The 14370-nt window shown below is 54.0% G+C and carries 24 protein-coding genes; 17 read left to right on the top strand and 7 right to left on the bottom strand.

The genetic code is table 11. The features are described 5' to 3' along the window. From FGF66_RS07140 to tkt, 6 genes are all read right to left on the bottom strand, one after another. Positions 1–500: hypothetical protein (locus FGF66_RS07140; RefSeq protein ID WP_139456979.1), on the bottom strand; the 500-nt coding region annotated here is incomplete at its 3' end. A 110-nt stretch (positions 501–610) separates the two neighbouring features. After that, on the bottom strand, positions 611–1090 hold the full coding sequence (locus FGF66_RS07135) for a hypothetical protein (protein WP_139456978.1): 480 nt from the start codon (positions 1088–1090) through the stop codon (positions 611–613). A 63-nt stretch (positions 1091–1153) separates the two neighbouring features. After that, entirely contained in the window at positions 1154–1570 is a 417-nt protein-coding gene (locus FGF66_RS07130; RefSeq protein WP_139456977.1) for a type II toxin-antitoxin system VapC family toxin, read from the bottom strand. Beyond that, positions 1567–1797 (bottom strand): hypothetical protein, encoded by a 231-nt coding sequence (locus FGF66_RS07125; RefSeq protein ID WP_139456976.1) that lies wholly within the window; start codon positions 1795–1797, stop codon positions 1567–1569. The genes FGF66_RS07130 and FGF66_RS07125 overlap by 4 nt, the downstream gene beginning before the upstream one ends. A gap of 95 nt (positions 1798–1892) precedes the next feature. Beyond that, a complete protein-coding gene (pgl, locus tag FGF66_RS07120) occupies positions 1893–2684 on the bottom strand; it encodes a 6-phosphogluconolactonase (RefSeq protein ID WP_139456975.1) in 792 nt (263 codons plus the stop codon). Further along, positions 2681–4705 carry a transketolase gene (gene tkt / locus FGF66_RS07115; protein ID WP_139456974.1) on the bottom strand — a complete coding sequence of 675 codons (2025 nt, stop codon included), beginning with the start codon at positions 4703–4705 and terminating at the stop codon, positions 2681–2683. Before tkt ends, pgl begins: the two co-directional genes overlap by 4 nt. A 351-nt stretch (positions 4706–5056) precedes the next feature. Between tkt and FGF66_RS07110 the strand changes: the two genes are divergently transcribed. From FGF66_RS07110 to FGF66_RS07075, 7 genes are all read left to right on the top strand, one after another. Further along, on the top strand, positions 5057–5710 hold the full coding sequence (locus tag FGF66_RS07110) for a DUF2278 family protein (protein WP_139456973.1): 654 nt from the start codon (positions 5057–5059) through the stop codon (positions 5708–5710). A gap of 66 nt (positions 5711–5776) precedes the next feature. Continuing rightward, a complete protein-coding gene (locus tag FGF66_RS07105) occupies positions 5777–6511 on the top strand; it encodes an SIMPL domain-containing protein (RefSeq protein WP_246046613.1) in 735 nt (244 codons plus the stop codon). 85 nt (positions 6512–6596) lie between these two features. Next, positions 6597–7184, top strand: coding sequence for a hypothetical protein (locus FGF66_RS07100; protein ID WP_139456972.1), 588 nt, complete (start codon positions 6597–6599; stop codon positions 7182–7184). A 234-nt stretch (positions 7185–7418) separates the two neighbouring features. After that, positions 7419–8144: a murein L,D-transpeptidase catalytic domain family protein gene (locus FGF66_RS07090; protein WP_170181261.1), complete on the top strand. Its 726-nt coding sequence runs from the start codon at positions 7419–7421 to the stop codon at positions 8142–8144. A gap of 13 nt (positions 8145–8157) precedes the next feature. Beyond that, complete coding sequence (locus FGF66_RS07085; RefSeq protein ID WP_139456969.1) at positions 8158–9900, top strand: L,D-transpeptidase family protein; 1743 nt, start codon at positions 8158–8160, stop codon at positions 9898–9900. A 36-nt stretch (positions 9901–9936) separates the two neighbouring features. Continuing rightward, complete coding sequence (locus FGF66_RS07080) at positions 9937–10407, top strand: SRPBCC family protein (protein ID WP_139456968.1); 471 nt, start codon at positions 9937–9939, stop codon at positions 10405–10407. A 361-nt stretch (positions 10408–10768) separates the two neighbouring features. Continuing rightward, the gene (locus tag FGF66_RS07075; RefSeq protein WP_139456967.1) at positions 10769–11185 is read left to right on the top strand and encodes a hypothetical protein; all 417 of its coding nucleotides are present in this window, start codon (positions 10769–10771) and stop codon (positions 11183–11185) included. A 109-nt stretch (positions 11186–11294) separates the two neighbouring features. Here FGF66_RS07075 and FGF66_RS13145 read toward each other — a convergent pair whose 3' ends face one another. Then, a complete protein-coding gene (locus FGF66_RS13145; RefSeq protein WP_407923811.1) occupies positions 11295–11477 on the bottom strand; it encodes a hypothetical protein in 183 nt (60 codons plus the stop codon). Here FGF66_RS13145 and FGF66_RS13140 point away from each other — a divergent pair. The 10 genes from FGF66_RS13140 to FGF66_RS07035 all read left to right on the top strand — a co-directional run bounded on the left by FGF66_RS13140 (position 11430) and on the right by FGF66_RS07035 (position 14266). Continuing rightward, a complete protein-coding gene (locus FGF66_RS13140) occupies positions 11430–11564 on the top strand; it encodes a DUF4160 domain-containing protein (RefSeq protein ID WP_407923810.1) in 135 nt (44 codons plus the stop codon). The genes FGF66_RS13145 and FGF66_RS13140 overlap by 48 nt on opposite strands. 225 nt (positions 11565–11789) lie before the next feature. Then, positions 11790–12071 (top strand): DUF2442 domain-containing protein, encoded by a 282-nt coding sequence (locus FGF66_RS07065; protein ID WP_139456966.1) that lies wholly within the window; start codon positions 11790–11792, stop codon positions 12069–12071. Between the two features lie 15 nt (positions 12072–12086). Beyond that, positions 12087–12341, top strand: a complete 255-nt coding sequence (locus FGF66_RS07060) for a DUF2442 domain-containing protein (protein ID WP_139456965.1) — start codon at positions 12087–12089, stop codon at positions 12339–12341. Further along, complete coding sequence (locus tag FGF66_RS13030; RefSeq protein WP_281279059.1) at positions 12342–12473, top strand: hypothetical protein; 132 nt, start codon at positions 12342–12344, stop codon at positions 12471–12473. 96 nt (positions 12474–12569) lie between these two features. Next, positions 12570–12797 (top strand): DUF2281 domain-containing protein, encoded by a 228-nt coding sequence (locus tag FGF66_RS07055; RefSeq protein WP_139456964.1) that lies wholly within the window; start codon positions 12570–12572, stop codon positions 12795–12797. 21 nt (positions 12798–12818) lie between these two features. Continuing rightward, positions 12819–13079, top strand: a complete 261-nt coding sequence (locus tag FGF66_RS07050; protein ID WP_139456963.1) for a DUF4160 domain-containing protein — start codon at positions 12819–12821, stop codon at positions 13077–13079. An 11-nt stretch (positions 13080–13090) separates the two neighbouring features. Then, positions 13091–13378: a DUF2442 domain-containing protein gene (locus tag FGF66_RS07045; protein WP_139456962.1), complete on the top strand. Its 288-nt coding sequence runs from the start codon at positions 13091–13093 to the stop codon at positions 13376–13378. Positions 13379–13407: 29 nt separating this feature from the next. Then, entirely contained in the window at positions 13408–13539 is a 132-nt protein-coding gene (locus FGF66_RS13025) for a hypothetical protein (RefSeq protein WP_281279060.1), read from the top strand. A 65-nt stretch (positions 13540–13604) separates the two neighbouring features. Further along, complete coding sequence (locus tag FGF66_RS07040; RefSeq protein ID WP_139456961.1) at positions 13605–13832, top strand: DUF2281 domain-containing protein; 228 nt, start codon at positions 13605–13607, stop codon at positions 13830–13832. Then, positions 13832–14266: a type II toxin-antitoxin system VapC family toxin gene (locus FGF66_RS07035; RefSeq protein WP_139456960.1), complete on the top strand. Its 435-nt coding sequence runs from the start codon at positions 13832–13834 to the stop codon at positions 14264–14266. Before FGF66_RS07040 ends, FGF66_RS07035 begins: the two co-directional genes overlap by 1 nt. The last annotated feature ends 104 nt before the right edge of the window (positions 14267–14370 follow it).

The raw sequence follows: 14370 nt of genomic DNA, 5'->3' as shown, positions 1-14370 counted from the left end.
GCAAAGTCGAAAAACTGTTTGATCATCCCAATGTTCGCTATGCCAAGAATTGATACCTTTATTGGCCGGAGTAATAATAACGCCCTAATCATAATTATTAGTGATCCTATTGATGTCATAATAAAAAGTGCTCTATAAATCCATTGATGATTAATGTACTTTGTAGAATCTCCACGAATATGTTTTGTCCATCCATTGATACCGGCAAGGGCCCATACTTTTTGTTCAAGAATTTCAAGATGATCAATACTTCTTTCTAAAACCAATCGCATACGAATGTCCAATAAAAGAAACATGAGTCCAACAACAAATCCGACGATTCCCAACAATATTGTCGCCTCTTTCGTTGAAAAATAAGCATTTCCACTAACAAGGGCTCCAACAATTATGACAAAAAAGTTAAAATTTTTAACACGAATTGTAATTGCAAGCTTAGCCATTTCTCTTGACTGAGCCAATGTGGCAAATAGTGCGTTGGCAGCAATTTCTTCTTCACTCATGATGTTGCTATATTTAGTTGCAAAATAGCTGTTTAATAAGCTAAGAGATACTGTAATACATAATCAAATAATTTTCGATGACTGAGTAGTTCTACGCATAGAATTTGTTGTTAAATAGAAAAAATAAAGCTTATAACTAAAAATACTGTCGCCAAAATAGTGACTGAGTTTACAAACTGCATGATGCTGTATTTTGTGACCAATTCATTTTCGGCGTGCTCTATATACGAAGCCAAATCATTATAATCTTTATCTAATCCGATGCTTCTTAAGCAACGCACAGTCAGGATAACTAATATGATATAAACAAAAACATCAATTGAAACAACAATTAAGCTGGCGTTATATGTCTTGTGTGTTTGAAGGTAGAAGATGCATAGGGCGAGCATAATAGATAAATGACCAACCATTGTTGACGCTCTTTCATTAACGGTTCCTATGAGTGCTATTAAATATTTTATTTTACCTTCTCCAAAGAACTCACTTTCTTTTTCGAGACATCGAGAAATCGCATCTTTCGGCACAAATATTCCCAATATTGGTAAGATCAGTTTATCTACAGATTTATATATAATTTCAGGTAAATTCATTTTTTTAAGAGTTAGTTGTCAGGCTTAATATCTCTATGAGTTTCAAGATAATCTAAGTAACGTTTACCTTTTCAACAAAATATTTAACCCGGCCTGCTCAAAGTGATGATCGGTGCTGAAAACGTCTTGTATTCCCAGAGATTTTGCCAGCACAATGCTTGTGCAATCTACAAATCCCCAATCTTTATCTGCCATCTGCCTGTATAAAGCAAAACCCCTGTTCATAATATTTTCATCAACAACGATACTTTTCCACTTTTTTGACTGCATTACGGCATCAATCAATCTGATTGAAAACGGCTTCAGATTGACCGTGCTGAAGGCATTTCCAAATTCAAGTAAAACTGCATTTGAAGTGACAAAAAAACTGTTCGACCTCACCAAGCGGTCATTAACCTCAATTGCTTGGGAATGAAAAGCATCTCGCTTGTTGCCAATGGCGATCAATGCCGAGGTATCGACAAACACTTGATTGTTCATCGCTTCGGTGTTCCGTAGAGATAATGATCGTGATTTTCGGCGAAATCGGTTATTCCGGTGTCAACGGCAATATCTTCGATGTTCAGATTATCCCAGGAATCACCTTTGGGCGCATCAGGCTTGATCTCTACAGGAATCCCTTCCTGAGCGAAAAATTCCCTGACTTTGGTCATAACCCTTGTGACCTGATCAGGGAGAATATCCGGTAGTGTAATCGTCAATTGCATAAGTAGTCACAGTTTCATGGTTCATCAGCGACATCGGTAAATACAATTTACAAGACGAAACTTACACATTATTTTACTCCATACAAAAGAACGAGCTACTCCCCCTCCACAAACCACCACACCTCGCCACTCCTCGGCTTCACCATCCCTGCCGGCAGCTCCGGCTTTTCGCCGTTGCTGATCGAGCGGGCAAGCTCGTAGCGTGACGATGGGATGAGGAAGAGGACGTTGGCGGCTTCGTTGATGACTGGCAGCGTCAGCGTCAGCCTCGTGCCGGGTGGTTTGCCGTTGGGGGCGTCGACGGCGATTACCCAGCGTTCCTTTTCGTCGAGCGACTTCTCGTCGCCTGGAAAAAGTGAGGCGGTGTGGCCGTCGTCGCCGAGGCCGAGGAGGATGAGATCGAACGAGGGCGGGGCCTCGTCGTTGGCGTGTTTGCGGAACAGGCCCCGGAGCAGCGATTCGTAGCTGCGGGCGTCCGCCTGTGGGTTGCCCGATTCGGTTGGCATCCGGTGGACGTTCGCCGGTTTGATGCAGACTTGGCGTAAGAGCGTTTCGCGGGCCATGCCGTAATTGCTGTCGGGGTGGCTCGGCGGCACGTAGCGCTCGTCGCCCTGGAAGAGCAGGGTGTGCGCCCAGGGCGGGACGATCCTTTCCGGATCGCGGGTGCAGCGGCGCACCTCGACGGGCAGCTTGTAGCCGAGTTCGCGGTAGCGCTCCTCGCTGATCCCTTCGGCGAGCTTTTGGTGCAGCGCTCGCGGGGTGTTGCCGCCCGAGAGCACCAGTGTAAAGCGGTCACGCTCGGCGACTGCGCGGTAGGCCGTGTCGGTGATGAAGGCGACCGCCTTTTCGAGAAGCGCGTCGAGTGGTTCGCTGATCCAGTGGGTCATCGTGATTCGGTGAAGAGTTCGAGAGCTTTTGCGGCGATGTTGGCGGCGGTGAAGCCGAAGTGTTCCAGCACCTGCGAGCCGGGGGCCGACATGCCGAAGCGGTCGAGGCCGATTACCGCGCCGCCGTTGCCCGAAATGTCGCGCCAGCCGAAGGTCGCGGCGGCTTCGACGACGATGCGCGTCCGAATCGTCGGAGGCAGCACGGCGGCGCGATACTCCGGCAATTGCTCGGCGAACAGCTCACGCGACGGCATCGAGACCACCCGAACGGCGTAACCCCGCGCTTCGATCAGCGCTTTGGCTTCGAGCGCGGGATGCACCTCGGAGCCTGTCGCCACGATGATGATCCGGCGGGCGTCCGCATCGTCTGTATCCGCCCAATCCGCCAGCACATAGCCGCCTTTGGCTACGTCGTCGCGGATGCGTCCGTCCGCGTCGCTCAGCACCGGCAGGTTCTGGCGCGTCAGCACGAGCGCCGCCGGTTTGCGGCGTTTCAGCGCGAGCAGCCACGCCGCCGCCGTTTCGTTCGCGTCCGCCGGGCGATACACGTCAAAGCCCGGCATGGCGCGGAGCATCGCGAGCTGCTCAATGGGCTGGTGGGTCGGGCCGTCCTCGCCGAGGCCGATGCTGTCGTGGGTGAAGATGAAGAGCGATGGCGACTGCATCAGGGCGGCGATGCGCAACGCGGGCTTCATGTAGTCGGCGAAGATGAGGAAGGTCGCGCCGTAGGGGATCATCATTTTCGACAGCGCCATGCCGTTGACGATTGCGCCCATCGCGTGCTCCCTCACGCCGAAGTGAAAGGTCGAGCATCCGTAGCTTCCCGCCTCGAAGTCGCAGGAGCCACCGTACAGTGTGCCGGTCGATGGGGCCAGGTCAGCCGAGCCGCCCGCCAGCAGCGGCGCTTTTTCGGCAATCTTTGCAAGTACGCTTTTCGACGCCTGCCGCGTGGCGAGCTTTTCGCCCGCCGTGAACTCCGGAAGATCGGGCAGCCACGCATCCGGAAAGCGCCCCGCGAGCAGTTCGTTGATCGCCGCCGCCAGCGCAGGCTCGTCGCGCTCGAACGCCTGCCATTGCGTCCGCCATTCGGCTTCGCGCGCCGCGCCGCGCTTGGCCAGCTCGCGGAAGTGGGCGTACACCGCTTCCGGCACGACGAACGATTCATCCTCCGGAAAGCCGAACGCCCGCTTGACCAGCTTCGTCTCGTCCGGGCCGAGCGGCTCGCCGTGCGCCGAGGCGGTGCCCTGCTTGTGCGGACTGCCGTAGCCTATCGTCGTATTGACGATTATCATCGATGGTCGGTCGTCGATCTCCTGCGCGTCGCGCACGGCTCGCTCGATGGCGGCGAGATCGTTGCCGTCGATGTGCGAAATGACGTGCCAGCCGTACGCCTCGTAGCGGCGGGCGACATCCTCCGTGAAGCAGAGAGCTGTCGAACCTTCGATGCTGATGTGGTTGCTGTCGTACAGGCAGATGAGCCGCCCGAGCCTGAGGTGGCCCGCCAGCGAGGAGGCTTCGGAGCTGACGCCCTCCATCAAATCGCCGTCGCTGCAAATGACGTAGGTGAAGTGGTCGATGAGCGTGCGCTCCGGCGTGTTGAGCCTGGCGGCGAGGAAGCGTTCGGCGGCGGCCATGCCAACGGCGGTGGCGAGTCCCTGGCCGAGCGGGCCGGTGGTGGTCTCGACGCCGGGCGCGTGGCCGTACTCCGGGTGGCCCGGCGTACGGCTGCCGAGTTGGCGGAACTGCTTCAGCTCCTCCATGCCGAGGCCGTAGCCGCACAGGTGCAGCATGGCGTAGAGCAGCGCCGAGCCATGGCCCGCCGAGAGCACGAAGCGGTCGCGGTTCGGCCACTCCGGATTGGCGGGGTTGAAATGCATGATTTTCGTGAACAGCGTGTAAGCCATCGGAGCCGCGCCGAGCGGCAGGCCGGGGTGGCCGGAGCGGGCTTTTTCAACCATATCGACCGCCAGAAGCCTGATGGTGGCGACGGCCTCTTCATCGATGGAGCGGGTGCGGGTCATAATCGGATCGTTTCGGGAGTTGGAAGAATGAGTAGCTTTTTTTCAAAGTATAAACTGTCGGCAGTTATCACAAAAAACGGAACAGCCGGTTATGTTCTCCTGTTTGGCAGGTAACCTCAGGAAGTCTAACTTGTTAATAAAAGTTGTCTCATAGTCGAAATCGGTTTTTTGACGATCTGTTTACGTCTTCTGTCATTCTGAACCCGATGCCGTCGGGCGAAGAATCCAGAGAGGTCTCGTAAGGTGCTATAAATCATCACCTTGTTGCTGATCTCGGAAAACTGCATTCTTCTCTTCGTTCAGAATGACAAACGAAAACACAACAGCGTTTCCAACTCAATCCCTTCGCCCATGCCTTTGTTCGACGGATATGGCGTTCTTGTCGGCAGACTTTCACGGTATGCCTGCGACAAGCGGCAGGATGATTCTCATTACTATCATTGCAACCTCTTTGTCCGGACGCCGAAAGGGGTCTATCCCTGCGCGGTCGATCTGGACAGCAAGCACCGGCGGGACGGGCTTCAGTGGAAGGTGGTCGAACTCGCGCCCGAAGAGGTCGGCGAAGTGACTTCGTTCCGCGATGGCTGGCATGAGCTTGCCATGTCGGAAGGCTCCAGTTCGCTCGACTACTACCGCAGTCCGGCGCTTGGCCCGTCGGCGGAGTGCGTTCACGCGAACCATGCCAGCGGCGTCGAGAGCGGCGAGAGCGTCGAAGTCGCCAAAGAGGCCTGGAAATACGGCACGGGGTATCACGCCTTTCGCGACCTCGAAGCCCTGCTCAAGCAGGCCCGGAGAATCTTTGTCTTTGGCGAGCCGTTCCGCAATGGCAAGGGGGTGCACAATATTCACCAGAACCAGGGCGATCCGCCCGACAGCCGCTGGGCGGCGGAGAATGGCCCGTGGCAGGATGGCGCGGTGATGGTCGTGCGCCATGACGGCTCGGTGGCGGCATTTCTCTGCAAGTTCAGCACTCAGCGCTTTTGCCTCGCCGAGGCGCAGGCTTGAGCTTTCCGGAGGACGGTGTTATCTTTTGTCATGCTTTGTTTTTCAACGATCAGTTAGGAGAGTGATATGAAAGGATATTCTGGTTTCCGGAAAGTGACGATCATGGCCGTGGCGCTGCTCGGTTGCGCACTTCCCGCCACGTCGCTTCGGGCGGGCGAAACCGGCATTTCGGTTTCGGTGTCGAGCACGGTAACGTACGATCCCGATACCGCCGAGTTTTCGACAACGGTCGAGGCGACGGACAAGGATGCGGCCAAAGCCGCCTCGAAGGTCGCGACGCTCTGGGGTTCGCTTCAGCAGGCGTTGCGCAAGGCTGGAATTCCCGCTGCCGACGCTTCGTCGGCGAGTTACACGGTGAGTCCCGAGTGGGAGTGGAACAGTGCAAACGGCAAGAGGGTGTTCAAAGGCTACAAGGCCCGCCATGTCGTCAGGGTCGTGGTGCGTGATCTCGGCAAGCTTGGCGGCGCGATCGACGCGGTGGTCGGCGCGGGCGCGGGGACGGTCGATGGGCTCAGCTACTCCTCCTCGCAGTTCGAGAATCTCCGCACGCAGGCGCTGGAAAATGCCGTGAAGAGCGCGAAGTATGACGCCGAGGTTATGGCGAGGGCCGCGGGCGGGCGTCTCGGCCAGCCTCTGGAGCTTCAGTACGGCCAGCCGCAGTCCGACTATCCCGTGATGCGCGCCGCGATGGCCGAAGGATTCAAGGCGGCTCCGATGCCTACCGACGTCGAGCCGGGCGAGCAGAAGCTCACGGTGTCGGTCAGCTCCCGCTGGCAGTTTGTCCCGGCGAGCGGGAAGTAGGGGCGCGAGGAGCAAGGGTCTCAGGCTGAGGCCCGCGCACGTTCGGCGCGATCTTCGGCATCTGTTCCCATGACCATGATGCGTGATGGCTATGAAAAAGGATATTCTCGAGCGGTACGACAGGCTGGACGACGGGCGCGTCGTCATCGATGTCTATGCTTCGAAAGTGGAGGAGCTGTACGAGGATTTCGACAAGCAGGCTCCCTTTCACCGCAAGGACCTCGACGAAGAGCTGGCCGCCTACCTGATCGACTGCGTTCGCGAAATCGGGCGGGTCGATTTCATCATCCGCATCACGCTCGATTCTATCCCTTCCGGGGAGTTTCAGGAGCGCATCAGGAGCAGCCTGAGGCAATTTTTCATCTACCAGCAGGAGCTGATCACGGCCTCGACGCGGCGGCAACTGAGAAAATCCCTGCTCTTTCTTTTTGGCGGCATGGTGCTGCTTTTCCTTTCATTAAGGTTTGGCGGGGGCATGACTTCAGTTTCCGCGCGACTCGTTTACGAGCGGGTGCTCGTCGAGGGGGTGACCATCGCGGCGTGGGTGTCGATGTGGGAGTCGCTGACCATTCTCATGTTCAGCTACTGGCCCGCCCGGCAGCGAATCCGCCTGAATTCACGCATCGCTGGCGCGGAGGTGCGCTTCCAGAGCCATCTGGAGGTCGGGCGCTGAACGCCGCTCATTACGTCGATGCGGTAGCGCGCTTGCCGCAAGGTTTTGCCTCAACGAAAAAAGGGTTATCTTTACGGGATTTTATAATAAAAGCCTGCCGGACTCTCCGGCGCGGCTATTGTACAGGGGCTTGAACCAATTCTTCCTTTCCTGTCCGAAAGTCGCCGGCTGCGTGAAATGACTGAACGATCACCATGACGCGGGAACTCTGACCGCGCTAAGAGGAGCATGTCTATGAAAAAAAGAGGAATTGCCCTTTCCCTGATGCTGATCATGGCTCTGCCCGTGACCAGCAAATCCATCACCCTCGAAGACCAGCCGATGCACCGGCGGGTCTCTTCGGTATTCAACGCCATCGAGCAGAACAGCGATATCGATCCACGAGCGCTTCAGCTCGCCCTGCAAGGTTACTCCAACCTCAAACGCCAGGGACTTATCCGCCACGAAGGTCTCATCACCCTCATCGATTTCAACAAACCTTCGGATCAGAAGCGTCTCTATATCATCGATATCAATAGCGGCACGGTGCTTCATGCCGCTCTTGTCGCCCACGGCAGGGGAAGCGGCGATGTCCTGGCGACCAGCTTTTCCAACAAGCCAGGCTCGAACAAAAGCAGCCTCGGGTTCTATTTGACCGAGAACACCTATACCGGCAATAACGGTTACTCCCTTGTGCTGAAGGGGCTCGACCAGGGGATCAACGACAGGGCGGAGACGAGGAGCATCGTGATTCACGGCGCGGATTACGTTTCCGAAGATTACATCCGGCAAAACGGCCGTCTGGGCCGCAGCCTTGGGTGCCCTGCACTGTCGATGGATCAGTGCCAAGAGTTGATCGATCTGATCAAGGATGGCACCTGCCTTTTCATTTATCATAAAGGGGAGGACTATGCTTCCCGCTCTGTTGTACTCAATCCCGAACTTGCGCTTGGCGGCGGGAAGAGGCAAAATCCTGCATAAGTTAAATATATCGATGGCTCCTTTAATATTGCTCTGCTTGGCGCTGATGCCGGTTATCATCAGTGTATCGTCGGTTCAGGTTTATGCAGCCGAAAGCGCCGGAAACCTTGAACTTCCTGACCAGACTGTCAGGACGCATCTGAAGAGTTATCTCGACCGTCTCGACCGTCTGGATGCTTCTTCCTCTTCAAGCCGGCTTGAGATTGACGGGCAGTTGCAGCGTTTTTACCGGGTGCTGGATTATCGCGTTGCCTGGACAAATCGAAATGCCATCAAGCGTCTTGTGGAGGTTATCGCTGAATCCGTCGATGACGGGCTTAAGCCCTCCGATTATCATTACGATGAAATCAGGGATTTTGCGCAAAATCCACCCGAATCGCCTGCGTTGAAGGCGCGGGCTGACCTGTTGATGACCGATGCCATCTTCTCGCTGCTCTCGCACATGCGTTTAGGCAAGGTTATGCCCAGGTCGCTCGATCCGAACTGGAACATTCCCGCCCCAAAGCCCGGCGTGAACCATGACCAGTCGCTGATGATGGCGGTCATGGGCGGCAAGTTTCCCGAGATGATTTCGTCTCTGCGGAGATCGTCACCAGGGTATTTGCCATTGCGCAAAGCACTTGCGAGCTACCGCAAGGTCGTCGGCGAAGGCGGATGGCAATCGGTATATCAGGGGCCGCAGATTGAAAAGGTCGGCCAGGTCGATAGACGTATGCCGCTGATCCGCCAGCGCCTCATCCTGTCGGGCGATCTTTCGGCGGACGCGCCGCTGGCGAAGACCAATGCCTTGCCCGCCGATTCCTCGGCCTCCGGCGTCGCGCCCGCGCCGCCCATTCCTCCCGCCCAGGTTTATACCCAGGAGCTGTTCGATGCCGTGAAGGCCTTCCAGCAAGGGCACGGTCTCTCGGTCGATGGCGTCATCGGCATCGAGACCCTCAATGCGATGAACTATCCGGCTGAGTTGCGCGCCGATCAGATTCGCGTCAATCTGGAGCGCGAGCGCTGGCACTCCAAAATATTTGGCCGGACCTACGTGATGGTGAACATTCCGGCGTTCTCGGTCGAATATGTGCAGGACAACGTCGTTCGCTGGAACTCGCGGGTCATCGTCGGAAAGCCTGAAACGCAGACGCCGGTGTTTAGCGCTCAGATTCAATCCGTCATCTACAATCCCCAGTGGGTGATTCCTTCGGGTATTCTTGTCAAGGAGGCCATTCCCGCCATCAGGAAAGATGTCGGCTATCTCGACAAGCACCGGTTGACTATCGTGGACAGCAAAGGAAAGCCGGTCGATCCCAACCGGGTCAACTGGTCGCAGTACAGCAAAGGCGGGTTTCCTTACCGGCTGGTTCAAGCTTCCGGAGACGACGGGTCGCTTGGCAGGATCAAGTTCAATATGCCGAACCGTTTCACGGTTTATATGCACGACACCCCAACCAAGCCGCTCTTCGAAAGAGCCCGCAGGGCCTACAGCCATGGATGCGTCAGGGTTGACCGGCCTTTCGAGCTTGCCGAGCTTCTGCTCCGCAATCCGGAAACGTGGAGCCTGCCAAAGATCCAGGCGGCGATCAACACCGGCAGGACGCGCACGGTGCCGATTCCGGTCAAGGTGCCGGTTTTTTTCCTGTACCAGACAGCCTTCGCCGATGGCGGCAAGGTCAGTTTCAGGGACGACATCTACAACCGCGACAAGGAGTTGCTCGGCGCGCTCAACAGCAACAAAGATCGCCGGAGCGTAGAGGAGGCCGCGCGGTAAGGGATTTCGTCTGACTGAACCTTAAACTGCCGGTTTATGCCGTTCACCGTCACTATCGACCTCTCGAAGCAGTTCGAGACTTCCGCCTCGCCGGAGCGGGTGTTCGAGCTGCTTGCCGACGTGCCTCGCTCCGCTTCGCACTTTCCCGATGTCGAAAAGCTCGAACCCCTCGGCGGCAACACGTTCCGCTGGATCACGGAGAGAATCGCCATCGGCGACCACACCTTGCAGCAGACCATCTACGCCTGCGTTTACCGCAGCGACCGCGCGGCAATGAGTGTAAGCTGGACGCCCGTGGAGGGTGAGGGCAACGCACGGGTTGAAGGCGGCTGGCGCATCGAACCCGCCGGAACCGGCTCGAACGTTCAGCTCCACACCAAAGGTACGCTCGATGTCGATCTCCCTGGCTTCCTGCAATTTCTGCTCTCGCCGCTCATCGAACTCGCCTTCACGCAAAAGATCGACCGCTACATCTCGAATCTGCAAGCCGCTTTCGCAAAGGGGTAAGAGGCACGTTGCCTTGAAGCTCTTTGTCATTGCGAAGAGCGCAGCGACGCGGCAATCCACTCTTTTCCGGTATCGCGCGACCTGTTGGCAAGGCTGTAACAAACAGGGCGGTTTCGTTTGTATTGCCTGTCATTCTGAACCCGACGCAGTCAGGCGAACAATCCGGAATGGCTTCGTAACATATTATGAATTTGTCATATACGGCAATATTCCAAAAACTGGATTCTTCACTTCGTTCAGAATGACAATCGAAAAATGAATCAGTTTTTCTTTGGTGAACGTAGCGCCCGGATGCTTCGATTGTTCGGGATATTTCCGTTTATTCAGGGCATGACATGCCAACTCTCAAGACACTTGACCAATGAACGACCTTTCTGAAAAGAGCCTCGAATCGGTAACGAAACTCGCGTTGCAATTCCTTGCCGAAGCTATCGGCCATTGTCCGGCGGGGCTTGAGCGGAGTGGCAATCAGGATGTGGTGTTCGCCGTGGTGGGCTTTCAGTACGGCGCGGTGCAGAGCGCGGCGTATGTTGCCGGACTTGGCGCGGAGGCGTGGAACGGCATCGCGGGTGAGGTGATCGCCCGGATCAACGGCATGGAGCAAGCGATGGTCGCGCAGTTTCTCACCGTCATGCCGATGCTCGCCCGAAAGGAGTATCCCCCGATCAGCATCGGAGGCCAGGCAATCATCCGCTTCTACAACGCCGCCACCGACGAAGAAAAGCTCACCGCCGCCGCCTCGCTGAGCGAAATTCTCCGCCAGATTGATGAGGGGTGAGCGCGCACATTAGGATCAGCCGCACAAAATCCGCGATAAATTTGTTAAAATCGAAAGTTCAACGCTGCATTTAACAAGCCGGATAACGGGAGGATCGATGCCAATCATATCAATGTTTTACGGAATCATTATCCGGCTGTATCTGCTCGATAACAAACATCACAATACTCCGCACTTTCATGCGAGATAAGCGGAATATGAAGCCTCTGTTGGTTTCAAAGATGGGGAGATTCTGGCTGGCAATTTGCCGCGCAAGCAACTGCGCTTGGTGCAGGCATGGATTGAATTGCATCGTGATGAATTGATGGCTGATTGGGAGTTGGCGGTGAATGGAGAAGAGCCTTATAAAATTAGGTTCTTCGTAGAATTTCGTGGGTAAGCTCAAGAAGTTTCGCTCAGGCAAGCATATGGGCCACACAATAAATTTTACTAATAATCATAATAAGTGTTTATAATATAATCAGTTAATGTGATTTTTTAATTGATGAACTGCGGCTTGAAAAGGGTTTTAGAAGGGGCTCGTGGTCACTCAATTCACCCATACTCACCATTCACCCACGAAATTCCGCGAAGAACCTAAAATTACACCACTGTGAGGTCTTGTATGTATTGGGATGCAAAAGTTGTGAAGCCGTTGCCTGATTATCGGCTTTATGTTGAAGTTGAAGATGGGCGTCGGGGTGTTTTTGATATGAAGCCTTATCTCGATCTTGGCGTTTTCCGGGAGCTGAAGGATGAGCATTATTTCAATCAGGTAGGCATTCTTTTTGGCGCTGTGACCTGGCCGCACGAGCAGGATATTGCGCCGGAAACGTTGATCGAGGAGATGGTTCCGGTTGACGCGATGCCGGATAATGTTCTGCAATCGGACGCTTTGAACCGGTGAGCTGGAGATAACCCCGTGTATCCTTCAGTAATAAAAGTCACGGCGGAAAAGGATTATCAGATAGTTGTGGAGTTTGATAATGATGAACGTGGTGTTCTGGATATGAAGCCGTATCTGAATTTTGGTGTTTTCAAAAAGCTTTCAGACCCGGCGGTGTTTCATGCTGTAAAAGTGTCGTTTGATACCGTCGAGTGGCCTGATGGCGTCGATCTCGATCCTGAGTTTGTATATGAGAAATGTATAAGAGTGCCGTGTTCGGCAAAGGTGTGAATGGCGTGGTGTGGGGGGTTCAGCATCGGCCGCCAGGCGATCATCCGCGTCTACAGCGCCGCCACCGACGAAGAAAAACTCACTGCCGCCGCCTCGCTGAGCGAAATTCTCCGCCAGATTGATGAGGGGTGAGCGCGCACATTAGGATCAGCCGCACAAAATCCGCGATAAATTTGTTAACATCAAAAGTACAACGCTGCTTTCTCAAGCCGGAAAACAGGAGAATCGATGAACACCGCTGAAAAGATAAATAAAGTTATACAGGGACTTTCCGAACCGATGCGTCATGAAGTGCTCGATTTTGCCGAGTTTCTCAAGCAGAAAAGGGCTGCTGGGGTCTCAAAACCAGGCAATATCGCTGAACGGATTCACAGGCGATTTGCAGGACTGGATGCGGAAAATATTCCGTTCCCCGAGCGTCATTTACCCCGTACACCTCCATCTTTTGACGAATGAATAAAGAAAGGATGGAGAATCATGCCTGAAATCAGTCGTTTTCTGGGAATTGTGATCTACATGTATTTTAACGAACACAACCCGCCTCATTTCCATGCTGAGTACAATGAGCATAAGGCGTCAATTGCCATCGATACCTTTGGACTGATGGAGGGCAAGTTGCCTTCGAAGGTCATGAGTCTTGTTGTTGAATGGGCGCAAGAGCATCAGGAGGAGTTGCTGAAAAACTGGAATAGTATTAAGGAGACTGGCGAATTTCATAAAATCGAACCACTGGTATAAGAGGTGCCCTTATGGTAGAGGTGAGCAACGCAGAGTATTTGGGGGATTATGTGATCAGCCTTTTTTTTAATAATGGCAGATCAGGGAACGTGAATCTTGAAGAGCCGTTGTTCAATGATAAAAGAGCTGCCTTTGCCGTGTTGCGAGATAAATCAGAATTCAGGAAGTTCAAGGTAGAGCACAGCACGCTTGTGTGGGGTGACGAGTTCGATCTGGCTGCGGAATACTTGTTTTTTCTTGCTTTCAAAGATGACCCGGAATTGCAGGATCAATTTAAAGCCTGGGGCTATGTCGCATAAATGGGAGAAAAAAGATAGTGATTTCCGTGATGCTGGTGCTCGCCCCGATCAGCATCGGCGGCCAGGCGATCATCCGCTTCTACAACGCCGCCACCGACGAAGAAAAGCTCACCGCCGCCGCCTCGCTGAGCGAAATTCTCCGCCAGATTGATGAGGGGTAGAATGCGAATTTTGTTAATATCAAAGCTGCAACGCCGCTTTGTCAAGCTGGATAACAGGAGAATCGATGACTACAGCCGAAAAAATAAATAAAGCCATACAGGACCTTTCCGAACCGATGCTTCATGAGGTTCTGGATTTTGCCGAGTTTCTCAAGCAGAAAAGAGCGGCGGAGACTCCTAAACCAGGCAATATTGCCGAACGGATCCACAAGCGTTTTGCCGGACTGGATGCGGAATCTATTCCTTTTCCAGAGCGTCATTTACCCCGCACGCCTCCATCTTTTGATGATTGATGAAGGCCTCATTTCTGATAGACACCAATGTTTTGTCTGAATTGATGCGTGTTCAGCCGGACGAGCGGGTTCTGAAGTGGCTTGAACGACAAGCCGATACAGAACTATTTACCTCTTCGATTACAAAAGCCGAGATTTTTCTCGGTATTGCAGTGCTTCAACAGGGTAAGCGTCGAACGCATCTGGAAGCAGCGGCATACGTAATGTTCACTGAAGATTTTTCTGGCCGTTGTCTGCCGTTTGATAGTCAATCGGCAGAGGTTTATGCCCAAATCGTTGCGAACAGGCAACGTCTGGGAAAGCCGATAACTACCGAAGATGCACAGATTGCAGCTATTGCCCTGACAGCCAATCATACCCTTGTTACTCGGAATACGAAGGATTTTGTCGAGATCAATGGGCTAAAGCTTGTGAATCCGTGGGAGAGCGATTGAGTGCTGTCGGATTGTATTCAGCATCGGAGGCCAGGCGATCATCCGCTTCTACAACGCCGCCACCGACGAAGAAAAACTCACCACCGCCGCCTTGCTGAGCGAAA

The organism is Chlorobaculum thiosulfatiphilum (assembly GCF_006265165.1).
GTDB classification, from domain to species: domain Bacteria; phylum Bacteroidota; class Chlorobiia; order Chlorobiales; family Chlorobiaceae; genus Chlorobaculum; species Chlorobaculum thiosulfatiphilum.
This window is presented reverse-complemented; position numbering and strand designations above follow the sequence as displayed.